The sequence below is a fragment of the Flintibacter sp. genome (assembly GCF_046973065.1).
The window spans coordinates 20,368-37,673 of the sequence record NZ_JBKVXZ010000022.1; the positions used below are offsets into that span (position 1 = coordinate 20,368).

Annotated in this window: 21 protein-coding genes; all 21 read left to right on the forward strand. The window is 54.5% G+C overall.

The window, feature by feature from the left end:
• The first annotated feature begins 18 nt into the window (after positions 1-18).
• The 21 genes from ACLTXB_RS09465 to ACLTXB_RS09565 all read left to right on the forward strand — a co-directional run bounded on the left by ACLTXB_RS09465 (position 19) and on the right by ACLTXB_RS09565 (position 17,273).
• Positions 19-258: a hypothetical protein gene (locus ACLTXB_RS09465; protein ID WP_428226793.1), complete on the forward strand. Its 240-nt coding sequence runs from the start codon at positions 19-21 to the stop codon at positions 256-258.
• A gap of 92 nt (positions 259-350) precedes the next feature.
• Entirely contained in the window at positions 351-1,052 is a 702-nt protein-coding gene (locus ACLTXB_RS09470; protein ID WP_428226794.1) for a YkgJ family cysteine cluster protein, read from the forward strand.
• A complete protein-coding gene (locus ACLTXB_RS09475; RefSeq protein ID WP_428226795.1) occupies positions 1,052-1,243 on the forward strand; it encodes a hypothetical protein in 192 nt (63 codons plus the stop codon). Before ACLTXB_RS09470 ends, ACLTXB_RS09475 begins: the two co-directional genes overlap by 1 nt.
• A gap of 101 nt (positions 1,244-1,344) precedes the next feature.
• Positions 1,345-1,632 (forward strand): hypothetical protein, encoded by a 288-nt coding sequence (locus ACLTXB_RS09480; protein ID WP_428226796.1) that lies wholly within the window; start codon positions 1,345-1,347, stop codon positions 1,630-1,632.
• A 12-nt stretch (positions 1,633-1,644) separates the two neighbouring features.
• Positions 1,645-1,884 (forward strand): YopX family protein, encoded by a 240-nt coding sequence (locus ACLTXB_RS09485; RefSeq protein ID WP_428226823.1) that lies wholly within the window; start codon positions 1,645-1,647, stop codon positions 1,882-1,884.
• Positions 1,885-1,897: 13 nt separating this feature from the next.
• Positions 1,898-2,515 carry a hypothetical protein gene (locus ACLTXB_RS09490; protein WP_428226797.1) on the forward strand — a complete coding sequence of 206 codons (618 nt, stop codon included), beginning with the start codon at positions 1,898-1,900 and terminating at the stop codon, positions 2,513-2,515.
• Positions 2,516-2,565: 50 nt separating this feature from the next.
• Positions 2,566-2,823 carry a hypothetical protein gene (locus ACLTXB_RS09495; RefSeq protein WP_428226798.1) on the forward strand — a complete coding sequence of 86 codons (258 nt, stop codon included), beginning with the start codon at positions 2,566-2,568 and terminating at the stop codon, positions 2,821-2,823.
• Positions 2,824-2,940: 117 nt separating this feature from the next.
• The gene (locus ACLTXB_RS09500; protein WP_428226799.1) at positions 2,941-3,513 is read left to right on the forward strand and encodes a hypothetical protein; all 573 of its coding nucleotides are present in this window, start codon (positions 2,941-2,943) and stop codon (positions 3,511-3,513) included.
• Between the two features lie 84 nt (positions 3,514-3,597).
• Positions 3,598-4,701, forward strand: a complete 1,104-nt coding sequence (locus ACLTXB_RS09505) for a hypothetical protein (protein WP_428226800.1) — start codon at positions 3,598-3,600, stop codon at positions 4,699-4,701.
• Complete coding sequence (locus ACLTXB_RS09510) at positions 4,698-5,201, forward strand: adenylosuccinate lyase (protein ID WP_428226801.1); 504 nt, start codon at positions 4,698-4,700, stop codon at positions 5,199-5,201. Before ACLTXB_RS09505 ends, ACLTXB_RS09510 begins: the two co-directional genes overlap by 4 nt.
• Positions 5,202-5,385: 184 nt before the next feature.
• Positions 5,386-5,910 (forward strand): hypothetical protein, encoded by a 525-nt coding sequence (locus tag ACLTXB_RS09515; protein ID WP_428226802.1) that lies wholly within the window; start codon positions 5,386-5,388, stop codon positions 5,908-5,910.
• A 199-nt stretch (positions 5,911-6,109) separates the two neighbouring features.
• Positions 6,110-6,550 (forward strand): hypothetical protein, encoded by a 441-nt coding sequence (locus ACLTXB_RS09520; protein WP_428226803.1) that lies wholly within the window; start codon positions 6,110-6,112, stop codon positions 6,548-6,550.
• A gap of 281 nt (positions 6,551-6,831) precedes the next feature.
• The gene (locus ACLTXB_RS09525; protein WP_428226804.1) at positions 6,832-7,665 is read left to right on the forward strand and encodes a hypothetical protein; all 834 of its coding nucleotides are present in this window, start codon (positions 6,832-6,834) and stop codon (positions 7,663-7,665) included.
• Between the two features lie 9 nt (positions 7,666-7,674).
• Positions 7,675-7,986, forward strand: coding sequence for a hypothetical protein (locus tag ACLTXB_RS09530; protein WP_428226805.1), 312 nt, complete (start codon positions 7,675-7,677; stop codon positions 7,984-7,986).
• 80 nt (positions 7,987-8,066) lie between these two features.
• Positions 8,067-8,432 (forward strand): hypothetical protein, encoded by a 366-nt coding sequence (locus tag ACLTXB_RS09535; protein WP_428226806.1) that lies wholly within the window; start codon positions 8,067-8,069, stop codon positions 8,430-8,432.
• A gap of 19 nt (positions 8,433-8,451) precedes the next feature.
• Complete coding sequence (locus ACLTXB_RS09540) at positions 8,452-8,724, forward strand: hypothetical protein (protein ID WP_428226807.1); 273 nt, start codon at positions 8,452-8,454, stop codon at positions 8,722-8,724.
• A gap of 98 nt (positions 8,725-8,822) precedes the next feature.
• Positions 8,823-9,710 (forward strand): hypothetical protein, encoded by an 888-nt coding sequence (locus ACLTXB_RS09545; RefSeq protein ID WP_428226808.1) that lies wholly within the window; start codon positions 8,823-8,825, stop codon positions 9,708-9,710.
• A 30-nt stretch (positions 9,711-9,740) separates the two neighbouring features.
• Positions 9,741-12,785, forward strand: a complete 3,045-nt coding sequence (locus ACLTXB_RS09550; RefSeq protein ID WP_428226809.1) for an SNF2-related protein — start codon at positions 9,741-9,743, stop codon at positions 12,783-12,785.
• A 28-nt stretch (positions 12,786-12,813) separates the two neighbouring features.
• A complete protein-coding gene (locus ACLTXB_RS09555) occupies positions 12,814-13,512 on the forward strand; it encodes a hypothetical protein (RefSeq protein WP_428226810.1) in 699 nt (232 codons plus the stop codon).
• 424 nt (positions 13,513-13,936) lie between these two features.
• Positions 13,937-14,209 carry a hypothetical protein gene (locus tag ACLTXB_RS09560; protein ID WP_428226811.1) on the forward strand — a complete coding sequence of 91 codons (273 nt, stop codon included), beginning with the start codon at positions 13,937-13,939 and terminating at the stop codon, positions 14,207-14,209.
• A 217-nt stretch (positions 14,210-14,426) separates the two neighbouring features.
• A complete protein-coding gene (locus ACLTXB_RS09565) occupies positions 14,427-17,273 on the forward strand; it encodes an exodeoxyribonuclease III (RefSeq protein WP_428226812.1) in 2,847 nt (948 codons plus the stop codon).
• Positions 17,274-17,306: the final 33 nt, after the last annotated feature.

The following is a 17,306-nucleotide window of genomic DNA, read 5'->3' on the forward strand; positions in this document are numbered from 1 at the left end:
AAATGGAGGAGCATTGTTATGAATCAGAAGAAGTCCGCTACGCTGTACGGCTCGCTGCTGTGTCCCCTGGCAGTAGGCCATTGTGCTCTGATCCGGTATCAGGGTCAGATGATGCGTACCTCACAGGTCGTTGCCATCCACAACTGCACGGCTGACGCGATCTGCTTTGAGACGCGGAACACCAACTACACGCTGCTGCTGGGCCCGGCCCAGCAGACGGTGGCCGTCAATCCTTTGCTGACAAGTATGGCCGCCTGAGCAAGTAAGGCTGTGCGCTGCATATAAGCCAGAGACGCGCCGTAGAAACCGTGTGTTCTGCGGCGCACCTTTTTTTTATAGGAGATAACGCAATGAATTCAATTCATATATCGGATCTGGGAAAGGGACAGGATCTCCGGCAGTCGGTCATCCCGGTCCGCCCCAAGGATCAGGTGGCCTTTTCCTGCCGCTTGTGCGGGGATTGCTGCCGCCATGTGGACAACAGCATCATGCTGGAGCCTCTGGACGCCTATCATCTGGGACGCTATTTGCGTAAGCATGGGGCCGGTTTGGACGACATTGAGGACGTTTATGGGCGATATGCCCATCTGTCCATGTTGTATGATTCCTTTCCCATCTTTCTGCTGAATACCCAGGGCAAAGATCAGTCCTGCATATTCTTAGAGGACGGCCGGTGCGGCGTTTACGAGGGCCGGCCCCGGGTCTGCCGCCTATATCCCTTTACGGTGAAGGAGGGGGACCGGGGGCAACGGTTTGCGTACTATCAGTGCCTCGACTGTCATGCCTCCCATTTTGTAGGCGGCAAGGTCAAGATCGAGGATTGGATGTACCACAACTTTACCAGAGATGCCAGAGACTTCGTGGAGTTGGAGGCATCCGCACTTCCGGAGCTTGCGGAACTGCTGAAAAAGCTGGGGCCGAGTGGCCGCAGGCAGTTTCTCTTCCGCCTGCTCTACTACCGCTATTATAACTATGATCTGGATCAGCCTTTCCTTCCCCAGTATCAGGAGAACCGGAGGCTGCTGATCGACGCCCTTCGAAAGGAGGTCTGATGACTATGTATGTGCTGGAGCACAGAGTTCTGCGAGGAACCGTCAAAGGCCGCCGGCAGCGCTGGGAACAGTATGCCGTATGCGGTCAGCGCGCCCCGCTGGAGCGGGTACTTATGGGCCTGGGCGGTACAAAAGAGTGGCGCGTCCGGCAAATCACAGCCGCCGGACATATATTCAGCCGTGCCGCATGAAGCGGGGCCTATGGGTTCCTGTATCTCGACACTAAGGCAGGGGCTTTACGCTGCGTATGGTAAATTTTATCAACAAAGAGTGCTGGATAGGAGGTATTCAAATGCGTGAGCTGTTATTTCGGGGACAGACACGAAGACTTGGTGAAAAGATATGGCTCAATGGCGAGAAGGTTCCCAGCAACTGGGTCTACGGCGGCATTTGTCATGGGAAAGGTGATTTTTCCGTCATCTATGGATATCAGGATGGAGAGCAAAGCAGCATCAACAAGTTCGTTGTTCATTCCGATACCGTCGGGCAGTTTACCGGATTGACGGACAGGACGGAATGGGATGAACTGACTGCGGAGGAACAAAAATTTTGGCTCAGAAAGCATGAAGCCGAAGAGTGAACAGGCAGGCTGATTTTTGAAGGCGACATCGTCGAGGGTATGGCATATTCGTCCCTGTGGCGCGGCGTCATCGTCTGGATCAACGAGATCGCCGGTTTCGGTATTCGCTACCAAAAGCGCGATGACCCAACCGCATGGGAGGATGCATCCATTCTGAAGCGGCTGCGTGTATGCAAGGATCAGTTTGCCGCAAAGGTCATAGGGAACATCTATGATAACCCCAACCTGCTGGACAACTACGATAATACATGATCAGGAGGTAAACATGAAAATCTTGGATTTTGATTTGGAAGGCAGCCACTTCATCATGGAAGCGGAGGTATCAAAGCGGCAAAAGACAGACGATGATGACGATGATATGGTATGCCAGTGGCTCAGGTATCTCTTTGAGAATACGCAGGTTTATAAGGAAACGGATGGCGTTGTTTCACCGTTCCGAATTACAGGCGTGGCCTGGGCCGGTTATCAGCTGACTGCTGACCATGCGTTGAGGGATGTGCTTGGAAGGATCACCCGAAATGAAACAGGCAAGCTGACCGTGCATTACGTTTGCCCAGAGCTCCAGGAGTTCCTGAATATGTTCAAAAAATATCCGGCGATCCATGGTGAGCGGACGATCCCATATTTCATTTTCCACCGCGGTGATATTGCAAGATTATGCTATGCGACAAATGAGTTTCTGTACTATGTGGGCGATGACGATATGCCTCTGATGTTTCGGACAGATGACGGCACTCTGGTTTCCGATAACGAGTTTGCCGATATTGGCTTTACCGAGTCCGAACAAAATGTAGAGGATGGAACGGAACACCTTTTAGCCTTTACAGACTATGATCTCGAAAGCGTCTTTGATTCAGAGGGCGGCGGAGATATGGAACCTTGAAAGTCCGGGCTGGAGCACGCAGTGCGATTATTAAAGAAACGAGGTCCATTATGAAATATCAGTATTACGAGATCTGTATCGGTCCTGGGCCTTTTCTCCCTGGGGACGACAGCAACTTCTGGATGTGCATTCATGGCGTCCGGCAGCCGACTCTGGAAGAGGCGGAACAATTTCTGGCTGAGGACGTAAAAAACAACGGCGGCAAAGTACTGGCGGTCAACCGAATCAGCGCGGAGGATGCGAGTGCGTTATATGACCTGAGTTTGGAGGAAAGATGGCCGGTTTTTGGCGAGAAGGTCGTGCCATGATCCCCTCCCATAAGATGAGTGTAGCTAGTATTTTTTTGGATGTCCAACTCGCTCTACCGTGACGGTACTGGACAGTTGCTATGTACAGCCATTGACATCTGAAAGGAGTGACTGGCGATGGACTATTCCAAGATAAATCATCTGATCGATTCTGTCGAACAGATTGACCTCGATGCCATCATGTTTTTGGATATCCACTGGCGTTATGGCACCTTCCGGCCCTATTCCACCGGATCTGGGCGGGATAAAAAACATTTCTCCCGCTCCGGTGTCGCCACACCCATAGGCGATATTCAGGAGGATTTATGGTATCAGGTGGCCGAGTATATTGCCAAACGGGAAAACGAGGAATGGCTGGTAGACGCGCTGACCCAGTGGAACAAAGAACACAACTATATGAAGGCAAGTCCGTCTGAACTTCGTAAAGACGCGCTGCACTCTTATGCAAGCCGTATCTTTGACAACCCCCAATGGGTATGCTATGTCCCCTTCAACCGGCAATTCCGCCCGGAAGTACTGGAGAACGCAAGGATTGTCACGATCGTCAGCGACTGCTGCCAGATTCCTGGAGAGGTGACCCAAGCGCAGATCGATAGGGCACAGAAGGGGCAGGTGTGCTGTCCGCACTGCGGACGCTGGAGCACATTTAGCATCCTGTCGGAGGAATCGCCCCCATGGGACGAATTCTGAGCATACAGAGGGGACGGTTGGATCCTTGTGTGTTCTGGCTGTCTCTTTGAGACGATCACAAATGAATTTGGAGGTATCAATTCCATGAGTAAGAAAGCAACGATTGACGCCAAAGCATTTTTCGAGGGACTGGATCAAGTCAGCAAGGCCCTTCAGAAATCATCGTACCCCGCATTGTCTGAGGTGTCTGTCAGCGTTGAGGACGGCGTCTGCATATTGACGGCCACGGATCTGGACACCTGGCTGACCAAGCAGATACCCGCCCAGGGGGATGATCTGGCGTTCGTCTTCACCCGTACCAGGGAGGTGGCGAAAGCCTGCCGCCTGTTTGATGGTACGCTTATGCTGGAACTGGAGGAAACCGGTTCTGAAAAGAGCAAGGAGTGGCGCCTGTTCATGCGCTGCGGCACCCGTGCCGCACAATTTGACGTCATGGATCCGGAATTGTATCCGGTCTACCAGTCCTTTGAAACAGAGTCGTCCTTCTCTGTAAATGCGGCGGCGCTCTATGCCCGGGTCGAGCGGGTGAGCTATGCCGCTCTGGATGCCACGCCCAACGCGCAGCCAAGCCGTACCAGCATCCAGTTTTCCGGCCCCCATGTGTTTGCTCTGGATGGGAACCAACTGGCCTGCGACACGGATCCGGCTTTCAGCTTCCCCCGATCTTTCACGGCAAGCAAGGGGGCCGTTTCCCATCTGAAACTGTTCGGGAAGCGGGATGTCCAAATTGAGTTTGGGAAGGGCCGCATTCGGATCTCGGACGGTGTGCTTACCTTGGACTTTTGCATCCCCAGCATGGACCTCTATGCGGTGGATAAGGCCATCCCACAATCCTATGTGGAATCCTTTGCGGTGTCCCCCAAAGACTTCCTGCGGGAGCTGAAATACCTCAAGGGATTTGCGGCCAAGGAGCGCCGTCCCTATGTGCGCTTCCGGGCCGGCGAACTGGTCATGCCGGTCTCCTCCGGGACATACAGGGCCGTTGTGCAGTGCGTCGGCGAAAACCGCATCACCTTTGCCTTCGACTTGAACCGGATGATCGACGCCCTGCGGCAGTTCAAAGACGCGCCCAGTGTGCAGATCAAGATCAACAGCGCCGTATCGCCCGTTCTCATCGAGGCGGAGGGCCGCAGCGATCTGGCCTTGGTCTGTCCTATCAGACTTTCTGAGAAGCTGATGGCGGCATGATGATGGGCAGAGGCTATACCAATCCGGATGCGGCTGGATATCTCATGGAGGCGGACGCCTGCAAAAAGGTCGAGGCGGAGCTAAGGAGGATTGCAGATAAGTACCAGCGGAAGATCGAGCGGGAGCAGACTGCGAGGGAAAGGGAATTTGAGGCGGCCATGCAGTACCGCAGCGAGAATGAACTCTTGGACGCATACGGCTGGGAGGTCATCACAGAGAAGCAGTATGAACTCTATCTGGATATCTTCCACCGTGGGCGTAAGGCTCTGGAGAACCATGCGCCTACAGTCAATGAGGCGGCGCATCGGATCCTGCTGCGCATTCTCTCCGACATCGCCGCCGAACAGCGGGAATGGCGCTTTTCAGCCCTTATCCCCGCCCAGCAGACGGCTGAGATCGAGCGTGCAGCAAAGGCAAAACAGGAGTGGCGTGAGAAACTGCGGAAGATCAGAGAGGACCTGGACCTTGCCGCAAAACCCGATGGACCATGTAGTACATGACTGGTACGGCTGTTTCTGTCTGCCAGAAATTGGTTGCGGATCATGTTGCTTTCGGATAAAATGGAAGCACAATAAATGATAATTTGATATTCGGCACGATATTCGGACATACAGCCACGGCCAAGCATACATAAACGAATTTGGGCGGAACTGTGTACGGTACTGTACCCCTTTTGGAGGATCTATGACATATTTTCTATCACTGATTGAGGAGAAATCCAGGAGAGACTTTTCAAACTCCTATCCGTTTATTCGGGTTTACCCCAGCGACGAGTGCGATCTTCCCGCGATTTTGGATGAACTGTATGGGGCTGCTCTGGACTACGCCAGGGCACGCGGCGAGATCCCCAGTCAAGTAGCCGTGTTTCGGGACTGCTATCCTGAAGAGGATGGACAGCAGATCCTCTACAACATCTACTCCATGTATGGCGATCACTTCGTGAGTGCTGAGTTACTCAAAGTCACGGAGCCAACGGAGGATGTTGCTCTAGATCCACTTCCGGAGAGCACTGGCAGATTTGGGCCGGTGTTCCATGGTGACTGGAATGTGATTTACCACGGTATCCATTACCGAGATGATTTCCTCACGATGTATGAACAGTTCCTGCGAGGGGTTGATCCGTCGATTTTGCCGGATGCGCCGACGCATGACGTGAAGTTCGGGAACCAACCGTCTGTAATGGAAGATCGATCTGGTAAAACCACCTGAATCTTCTGGATGGAGAGCTTGGCTCAATCGCCGTGATTTGCCGTCTAAGCAACACCAATGGAGCCGCTGTGTGACAATCACGCAGTAAGAAGCAACGAAGGAACCGACAGACTGAAACTCACGTTTGGTCTGCCGGTTCCTTTTTGCGTATTTTGATGCTCGAATGAACTATGCCAGCTTGATCAAGGAGGGTCTGCAAATGAGCACGAGCTACTGGATGATCGAAGGAATTGGTCTTAGAGCGCTGGATGTCAAGCCTTATATCAACATAGAAAAAGCGGCTCGTTTCTTCCATGCGCAATATCCTGATGACTCTGATTTGGCGGCCATGATTGCTGCAAACGACTATTCTTCCTTCGATCTGGAGTCTTTTTACCGCAGCAATGGATTTGAAAATCTCGCGGACGTTTTGTGCCATTGTGACGATACGGACTCCACTATTTTTGGCGATGATGGCGGTGGTAATGTGTATTTTTACTATCCGCCCTCCATGCCTTGGCACCGTAGCGATACTGAGCCACAGAGCAAAGAGGAGGTCATTGCTCGCATCATCAAAGCCGTTCAAAAGATTACGGACATGAGCGGGGAGGAAATCAAAGCGGTTATTGATACAGATCTGTATGCGGTCGGAATGGGTTAAGGTTATCCGCACGCTTCATCGCTGAGCGCAGCGGCGAAGTTCTGAGAGTATGCGACGCAAAAGTGGATTTCCAGTCTGGAGAAGTAACGATCCCGATTTGGGATGAATGCGTTGGAATTGCAGATACCGCTTTTGTACGTCTGGAGTCCGGAGAGGAATTGGAATGTGACCCGGATGAGGAATACCGGAGACTGAAGAGACTGTGAGACGTTGTTAGACATCACAGCGACCGTACATGATCGAAATATGACATACAGATTTTATGAGGAGTGATTCTACTTATGAATAAGCGTAGCATTAAAATGTCTGAAAGATGTTCCACTCAGATCAAGGAAATGTGGCAGGACAGCGATGGCTTCTGGGCCGCCGCCGCGCCAGGCTGGTGCTTTGATACCCTGAGTGGCTACCTGCTCTACGCTGAAACGGAGGATGAATTGATGTCCGAAGCTGGGGAACGTGTCCACCCGGAGGAATACGAGGTACGGGACCTGGTAGGTCAGCAGGTAAGTGTCGTTTCCTATGAGCGGGCCTGCGAGTTGCTGCCCCGGCTTCGTCTGGGCTATTCCATCATCTCCACCAGTACCGGCGAGAACTTCGAGCGCATTCAACCCTCCGTCCACCACAGGCATCAGGATTTCCTCACGCTGGAGCAGGAGGATGGAACAAAAATCTATTCCTTACCGGATTATTCTCTGACGGTGCGGGAGGAAGTACAGAAGGATGGCACCATCCACCTGACCCCGTTGACGGGCGCTGTTGCATGTACCAGCAGAAGTTGGCAAGAGTTGCCGGAAGAAGGACTGAATGCCGCTTGCCTTTCTCTGGAACAGCAGATCAACCGTGAAACGGGGAAAGACGAGGAGGAGACCCAGCCGCTGCTGCGCGTTACTGGGGATCGCAGCGACCCTCTCGTGTCGGCGCTGTTGGCATTACCACCTCAAAAGGGAGCCGGGCTTATCGAGGTCGCACCTATGGCCGGCGGAACGCTGTCGATCCAGGCGATTCCTCAAAGGCAGCCCTCTGACCTCAAGGCCATCAATCGGATCAGCCAGATGCTTCAGGATAACGGCTATGAAGAGGCCAGCAAATTCCTCGACTGCGTCTACGAATTGTGAGGTGTGGAAATGAAATACCGCAAGATCTACGAGGCACTGGAGCGCAGGTGGCAGGTATCGCCTGGGTTCCGATTTACTGATTTCAGCGGCTGGCGCAATTCAAAGGGCGGATACACACCCCTTTGGATCGTGGCAGAGGACAAGCTGAGCGGCCAGCGTGTCTGGATCACCCAATTTGGCAGGCAGTTGTCCATCACATATAAGAATATGGACGAAAAGGGGGTCTGCTACGGAGAGAGCAGGCGCATTTTCTGCAGGGATCAGACGCACATGGCCCAGGAGCTTGACACGCTCTTTGCCAGAGCGCATCAAGCCGCATAGGAGGTAGATGAAATGACAACAGCAGAACTGATCGACAGTCGCATCTATGAGGCTGAGGCCGGCCACAGGAGGGAACTGCCATGAATGAGACCACGCGGCCAATGGAGAACGCCGCGCCGTCCCGACAGCCAGCGGTGCGCTTTTACAATGGGAAAGAGGTGCTGACCCAGGACACCTTCGACTACTCAGCCGCTCAGATCGGCGATTATGTGGAGCAGGCCGTGGTGGATGACGCCATGAACTGCCTGCCGCCCGCCTATATGAGCGCCGCCTGTTTCCAGATGGGCTGCCCCTATTCCCACCGCGAGGATCTCTCAACGGGTAAGTGGCGTGCCACTTACGCCACCTTCAAGCGGTGTTTGGACGCGCCCGGCGTCTGGGAATACTGCGGTCACTGTTTTCGGGGTGAAACTGTGGAGAGGGGCAAAGATCCTATATACTGTTGAACAACAATGGAGGGTACTTATGGCAATTTTGAAAATCGTCCCGGAAAAGGACTATCAGGTGCTAATGAAATATCTGAGCGATTCCGATGTCGTTCTGCTTCCGGAGCCTGTCCTCATGGAGTTCTCCCCCGATGTCCAGCGGAAGTTGCGCCGGATGGATCAGGAGGGCCATGTAGATTACGATTTCGGAGACGATCCGGATACCTATGTAGATGTAATCAGGAGCGACAGTTGCTATGCCTACAAGACGCTGGCCGCCGCAGAGGATGACAGCAGCGAAAATCTGGTCTGATGGACCGCTGCGAACGCAGCAAACTTACACCAAGCCCGGAGGAATGCGCCCACAGCGTATTCCTCCGGGCTATTTCTATATTTGGAGGATCAATGCCTATGGATCTGTTGGATAAATTTGATGCGGTCACTGTGAAAGCGGATGCCCGTATCACACCAGATGACAAAGCCTATTGTGAGGCACACCAGGCGGCCTATGACGCCGCGATACAGTCCTTTCAGGAACTGGCCTTTTTCTGGGAGGACATGGAGAGTACGCAAAAGGAACTGCTGGGCAGTTCGGACACTTCCTATCTCTCTTCCCGCGACGGCCCTGACATCTCCCGGCGGCAGATCAACGCACACCTGGAACATCTGCACCAATCGCTCATCTACAACATCGTCCACTATTTCAATTCCACCTATCATGTATCAGTCTCTGCCGACTATGCGGCTAACAATCTGCTTCCACAAAAGCCAGATCTTCGAGTCTATGAAAATAAAGAGGCCCATGATGCATACCACGAAAAACTGCGCGCAGCAAAAATCCGCTATGAGGATGTGGTGGATCAGATCATCCTCCTGCTGGATGGGCGCAGCTTTGCCGAGCAGGCGTTCCATGAACTGGCGGGAAAATGCCACAAAGCGGCATGGAACCTGTACCGGAATCGAGCGGAATATGAGCGAAAGAAAGCCCTGATCAGCTTCACCGGATACTTTTGCAGCGTCCACCATTACAGCTGGCAGGACGAATGGACGCTGGAGGATAAAACAAAGAATATTTTGCGGGGCGTGGCCCACTATGAGACTGGGGTCTTCGATCTCTATCCTCTGGGCTTTTCCGAACTGCTTGGGTACAACCGCAGCCCCAGCAATGAACACGAGTTTTCTACCTGCAAGAAGGTAAACAGCCTGAAGATGTTCAAAAATGGCCGTGTGGACATCCGCTTCACCACAGAGACCGATGCAGCGGAGTTTGCGGCCAGATACCTCGGCCTTGTTGCTTGACAGGCTGTGTAGAAAGGGGTGAAACAGCGAATGAAATATACACACCAAGAGATGGCCTTGACCCGGGAGCAGCGCAAGGCACTCAACGAAAAAGTCATCTATCTCATTGACAGCGGCAGCGAGGACCAGGCCGGTATCACCGGAGAGGATATCTACAACGCATATACTGGAGATGGTGGTCTGCACGGTCTGGAGCGGGCCGACTTTGATAACTACCACACTTACAGCGAGAAGAAAAAGGAGATCGAGAACGGGCAATTTTTCACACCTCCAGCCATCTGTCAGCTGGTGGCTGAGAGCCTGCGGCCCTCCATCAGCGATGTGGTGGCCGACCTCACCTGTGGAAAGGGCGATTTTTTCAATTTCATGCCAGTAGAGACCAACTGCTATGGCTGTGAGCTGGACGCCAGAGCCTATAAGGTGGCCCATTACCTCTATCCCGGCGCCCGTCTGGAGCTGACCGACATCCGCACCTATAAGCCGAACCTGCGTTTTGACTATGTGGTCGGCAACCCGCCCTTCAATCTCAAATGGTATGTGGAAAATGGGGAATGCCTCTCCCAGCTCTATTACTGCGTCAAGGCCGCTCAGGTACTCAAACCTCTGGGCATCCTGGCCCTGGTCACACCATGTTCTTTCCTTGCGGATGATTTTATGGACAAGGCGATGATCCGCGAGATGGAGGGCCGATTCAGTTTCCTTGGACAGATCGGTCTGCCAGAGGATGCGTTTGCCGCTTCAGGTGTTGCAAGCTTTCCCACAAAACTGCAGTTCTGGCAAAAGAAAAGCGACCTGAAGGACTGGACAGCACGCCGCTATACCACCAGCACCCTATATACGCTTGCCACCGGCTTCGACCCAGAAAATGAAGCAATCCGTTTGTATGAGCGGGTGCTGATGCTTCCAAAAGCGGAACTGGAGAAAAACCGATCCCACGTGCTGCTGGAGCTCGCCCGGATGAAACAGACCTCCGCAGGGTTCGCCTACGAGACACAAAAATTGCTATATCAGATCAAGATCCATCCGGCGGTACGGGACCGATACACGAAATGCTGTGAATACCTGCACCGGTTCTATACCGAGCAGAAGCCGGACAATATGGACTATAAGGAGTGGGACCGCAAAAAGCTGACAGAGGCAAAAGTCCTGACCTATCTGCGCCGGACGTTGCGCCGGCAGAACAGGAAACCGCCCCAGGATGTGGCGAAACTGGTCAAGCAGAACGATCAGTTTGTCTACAAGGCATACAGCACCAGAGCCAAACTGCTGATTCCATCAGAGTGGAGTGATCCGGTTGCTGTCAATGACGCTGTGCTGGACAACACGCCGGAGCGTTTTCCGGGGTTTGAGCGGTTCCTTCGCCGCAAGCGCAGGGAGTACGAAACGCAAAGCCAGCAATTTGCGGAGATGAAGGAGGACCCCTTCATCGCTGAATGGCTGGAGGAATTTACCCTTTGGGACGATGAAAACGAGGAGGTCATCCAGCTTAACGACATCCAGCGTCATGATGTCAACCTGATGCTGCAGAAGCGATATGGTCTCCTCCAGTGGGAGCAGGGCAGCGGCAAGACCCTGGCCGCCATCGCCACCGGCACTTACCGGATGGAGCAGCAGCATCTTCACTCCACCTGGGTGGTGTCCTCAGCTATTTCAATCCGCAACAACTGGGATGTGGCGCTGAAGAACTATGGCCTGCCTTATGTGTTCGTGCAGCGGCTGAAGGACTTTGATCGAATCCGACCCGGTGATTTTGTGATCATGACCCTCAACAAGATGGGGGACTTCCGCAGGCACATCAAGAAGTGGCTCAAGCGCCACGGCCAGAAGATCCAGTTCGTACTGGACGAGAGCGACGAGATCTCCAATCCCTCCTCCATTCGGGCCAAGGCAGCGCTGGACTGCTTCCGGCGCTGCCGCTATAAACTGCTGACCACGGGCACCAGCACCCGCAACAACATTTCGGAGTTTGCACCCCAATTAGAGCTAATGTACAACAATTCCATCAATATGCTCTGCTGGTGCGATACCACCTACAGCTACGACCGGGATGAGGGCCGCATCTTGACACACCGCAATAATCCGTTTTATGGGAAACCCATTCCCGCCTACAAACACGGCTATACTCTGTTCTCCTCCTGCCACCTGCCGGAGAAACCTACCGTATTCGGCATCGGGGAGCGGACCCAGGACATCTACAATGCGGATATTCTGGATGTCATTCTGGCCAAGACAGTCATCACCCGCACCTTTGAGGAGGTCACCGGGAAGGAGATCCGCCGCATCCATCAGGTGCCCGTGTCCTTTGCGGCCCCGGAGCGTGGGGTCTACAACGAGGTGATGAAGGAATTTGAACCCATCTGGCGCAACTATTATGCCTCCACCGGCAATGCACGAAAGGACGCCATGCTGAAGCTGATGCAGCAGATCACCCTGCTGCTCCGGGTCAGCGCGGCGCCCAACACGCTGGCGGAGTACGAGAGCAGTGCCATTCCGGTCAAGATCCGGAAAGCTGTGGAACTGGCGGCCCAATGGGAGAACGAGATCGTCGCCATTGGTGTTCGGCACAAGGTCGTGCTGGACGCCTACGCAAAGGCGTTCCAACAGCTCCTGCCGGACCGGCCCCTGATTCAGGTAACAGGCTCCACCACCACCTTCGCCAAGCGGCGGGCCCTGCGCCGGTCACTGAAGGAGACGGGGAATGGTATCCTGCTCTGCACCCAGCAGAGCCTGCCCTCCAGCGTCAATTTCGAGTATGTCAACAAGATCATCCTTCCGGAACTGCACTATAACAATTCCGGTATGAGCCAGTTCTATATGCGTTTTATCCGGTACACTTCCACAGAGTTTAAGGATATCTACTTCCTCACCTACGCCGGAAGTCTGGAGTCCAATCTCATGCAGATGGTGGTAGCCAAGGAGAAGATCAACCTGTTCATGAAGGGCAAGGACGCGGATCTGGATGAGATTTATGACAAGTTTGGCATCGACTACAACCTCATGGCCCTGCTGATGCGCCGGGAATTGGATAAGGAAGGACACTTCCAGATCCGGTGGGGCGAGCAGCTGATCGCCTGATGAATCAACAATGAATAGGAGAATTGCTATGAGAAAATATCGCGTGATCATTTATCCCAAATACGATTTGGAACTGACCTGGCTTGTGTCTAAATCGCATTTTGATACGGACCTCCCTGAATACAGGACCTGTATGCGCTGCGGCCAAAAGATGCAATATCCGCTTGCCCAAAATGCGCTGAGTCGGGCGATGGACGTCTATGTGTGTTCCGATTGCGGGATGGACGAAGCAATCCGGGACGCCACAGGCGAGATCCTGCCTGTGAGCGAGTGGTACATCGTAAAGCACCACTATTTTGGTGAGCATGAACCGATTAACACCTCACGGCTGCTGCGGGGCTGCCGCTTTCAGAACATTTTTAGCGGCCCAAAGAAAACGCTGCCCCTGAACAGCGTGCTGTACCCTGCTTCACTGATCGCGTATTCCCGCTCCGATTATGACGGCTACCAATGGTGGACGACCTGGTTCCACGGTCAAGAGGAAAAGGCGCTGCCAGAAGTGGCCTATGAAATGGATGCCTTCATGGATGCGCTCTTCGCTTTGCCGGAATTCAAGACTCTGCGGAGCATGAAGCGTACGTGCAAGCTCTATGCGGAACCGACAGCGGAACAGACAGAATATAACCTCTATTCAGAAACAGAGCACCTCTATATTTGGCTGCGGCTGATCACCCGGGAGAGGGACTACAATCTGTACGTCTATTTCTATGACAGGAATGCGACATAAAGCCGGGCAAAGGATCCTCTAACAGGACTACACACAGAAACAGGAGCAGGTGGAACATATTCCACCCGCCCCTGTTGCGCTTTAATTGCAGACGTATTGCTGGAAGAGTCTCTGTAGGGTCGCGGATACCTGAGCACAGGTGGCTTCTCTCTTCGGGCCGGGCCTGAGCGCCATGCAGAGTACCATGGCAGCTTTCCGATGACGTTGAGGGAGAGAGACGGGCTTGTGATTGTGATAGGTCTGAAACAGTATGGGGTTCCATGGGGGTACACCCCGGTGTGATGTGCTTAAGCGAATTGCCTGGAGAGTTGCTTTTGTCGATAAGAGGTATTATACTGTAAAATCGAGAGAACTCGGCCAGTATGCCGAGATAACGGCTCTTCCACAGGACTTGTGGCCGTTGAGAAAGTGAGGAACCGAATTTATGGATATTTTGTATTCCCCGGACTTCCAGCACCCAGATACCAGTGTCCCTGTCTGCTTCGTCTTGGATCTGGATGCAGAAATCTTGTGGCTGGAGCCGTGTGAAGTGGTTTGTGAACAGTGGGATATTTCCGAGGCTGACTATGAAGAGACGGAGAGACTGTGCAAACTGTGGGGAGAGCATAGCTGCTGTTCCGTAGCGGAGGCAAATCGCCTCATTCAATCCAGGTATAACGAAGCGTTTGAGGATGGTGTCTGTTTCTCCGAAAAATAAACTAATGTGCGATTATCAAAACAGCCATAGCACTTTTCCTGTGTACAGCCACAGATAGCCAGTAAGGTACAGATTTCTGCAAACGATGCAGATACATCCGCTTGCGCCCACCCTTGACAAACCTGTCAGGGGTGGGCATTGTTTTTTTGTGATGGAGGGGAACTCCATACCACCGGGGTCATGCCGACAGGAAACTGTATGGGAGGGAGAGGTATCTATGAAGATCGTGTCCTGGAATGTCAATGGCCTTGCGGCCTGTAAGCGCAAGGGATTTTTGCGCGTCCTTGCCAGGTCTTGTGCGGATATTTTCTGCTGCCAGGAGATCAAGACCCAATGCCCGCTCTCCACCCCCGGGTACCTCCAGTTCTGGAATCCGGCCAGCCGCCCGGGGTATTCTGGCACACTGACTCTGGCGCGGAAGGCGCCCATCTCCGTCCGGTACGGTATGGGCGTCGGCCGTTTCGATGAGGAGGGGCGGCTGATCCTGCTGGAATATGAGGAGTTCTATGTGACCAATGTCTATGTGCCCAATTCGCAAAGCGGGCTGGCCCGTCTGGAGTACCGCACAGCATGGGACGCCGCACTGCGGGAGTTTCTGCGCTCGCTGGACAAGCCGGTGATCCTGTGCGGCGACTTCAATGTGGCCAGGGGGTACATCGACATCTACCCGGAAAACCTGCGTAACGAGGTGGAGCTACCCGGCTTCCAGTCACAGGAACGGGAGGGGATGGACCAGCTGTTGGATTTGGGACTGATCGATGTCTTTCGCACTTGGTATCCGCAGGTGGAGGGAGCCTATACCTGGTGGTCCATGCGCCTAAAAAAGCGGCTGGAGAACCGTGGCTGGCGTCTGGACTATTTCCTGATCTCCGAGACTCTGATGCCCATGGTGCAGAATATCACTCACCACACGGACATCCTCGGCTCCGACCATTGCCCCATCTCTCTGGTACTGCGTCCGATGGCGCCCCGCAAGGAATTGTCCGATGAGGATATGGCCGCCATGTGGCGTGGACTGGACTGGGCCCAGCTGGAGGACGAGCTGCTGGAGTATCAGCGGAGCCTGGCCCGGCTGGCCTTTGCCGGCCACTGGGATCATGTGACACAGCTGCAAAAGCAGCTGGTGCGCTCTCTGGCCGCCAAAGCGCTGGCGGTGCGCCATGTGGTCCAGAACGACTCAGAGCCCGGTGTGGACGGGGTGCGCTGGCAGTCAGATGGAGAGAAGATGCGCGCTGTGCTCTCCCTGACCTCCAAGGGCTACCACGCCAGGCCATACCGTCGTTTCGTGCTGCTGGATGGGGACAAAGAGCGGCGGATCAATGTGCCAACAGCCTACGATAAGGCTATGCAGGCCCTCTACGCTTTCTCCCTGGACCCGGTGGCGGAGTCCACCGCGGATAAGAAGTCCTTCGTGTTCCGCAAAGGCAGATCCATCTATGATGCCCACGCCTGTCTCTGCCGCGCTTTGGAAGAGGAGGACGCACCGGAGTGGATCGTGCGGGCGGATGTCCGGGCCTGCTACGACTCCCTGAGCCAGGAGTGGCTGCTGGCGCACATCTCCATGGACCGCAAGGTGCTTCGGGAGTTCCTGAAGGCCGGCGTGGCCTTTGAGGGAGAGCTGTTCCCAACTGATGTTGGCATCTCCCAGGGCGCGTCGCTCTCGCCCATACTGGGAAATATGGCTCTGGATGGACTTCAGGCGTTTCTATATGAGCAGCTTTACCCAGAAGGTGCGGTAGACTATGGCGGCGGAGATCTGGTGCGGTTTGCTGACGACATCCTCATCACCGCCCGCAGCCGGGCACAGGCAGACCGCATTCTGGGACTGCTGAAACGGTTCCTGGCGGTCCGGGGCTTGAAGCTGAACTGGGATAAGACCTATATCAGCAAAGTGGAGCTGGGTTTTGAGTTCCTGTCCCGGTGGTACCAGAGGGAAGAGGGCGTCCTGGTGGTCCGGCCCTCAGACCGGGCGGTCAAGAAATTTGAGAACAGTCTGGAGTCCTTTATCCTGAGCTATAAGGGCTCCCAGCAGGCTCTGATCGAACGGCTCAACCGGAAGCTGAACGGCTGGGGCAGCTACCACCGGGTCACCGACGCCTATGACACCTTCCGCCGGATCGACAGCTGTGTGCAGGCCCTTCTGATCAAGAAGATGCGCCAGCTCCACCCCAAGCGGAAGTGGAAGACCATCCAGAATATGTACTGGTATGAGCAGGACGGGCGCCATATCTTCGCCCTGCGGGATAACAAGGCCGTGCAGGTCGCACGCTTATCCGAGCTGGAGATCACGGAGCACAGGCCCATCCGTCTCTCTTTCCATCCCTATCTGGACCAGGACTACTATGTCTGGCTCCAGCGCCGGCGGGACGATCAGAAGGTCAGCGGCGCCAAACGGCGGGGGATCTGGCGCAGACAGGCCGGGCGCTGCCATTACTGCGGACGGCCTATGCTGCCGGACCAGGAGATCCAACTGGTGGAGCTTGTTCTGGGCCGGGGGCGTACCGTCGTCTCCAATCTGGCCTACATCCACCGGAGCTGCGCCTATGATGTGGTCATCGAGGGCAAGGAGGGGGGCGCCGCCGGTCTGGATGTGTTCGCTCTGCTGGATGGAGTCACGGAGCCTGTCCGTGGGCTGGAGGACCCCTACTGGGCCCTGCGGGAGTTCTTCCGTCTGTGCAGGCAGCCATCGGTCACGCTGACGCTCGGCGAAATCGAAACGATCATCGGCTTTGAGCTGGACTGGGAGGCCCGATATTTCCAGGCATTCTGGTTCGATGAGGCCCCGGCCTATGTGGGTGATCAGTGGGAGAAAGAATTTCCGTTCCACGCCATGGAGCCATCCCGGCAGGCGGCGGAGTATGTCATCTCCGATGCCTGGCGCAGCCAGGGCTACCGCATCCAGCGGCTGGATCTGCCCCGTGGGAAGGTGGTGTTCCACCGGGAGGTCTATGGGACTGTGGGACTGACCATCCCGCCAGCGCTCCTGCGGGGCCGCATCCCGGAAAACGCGGCCCATGAGGCCACGACCTTCTTTGCCTATCTAATCAAGAAGTACGGACTTTGATGAAGGTCTGTTATTATGAAAAATGCGTGTGTC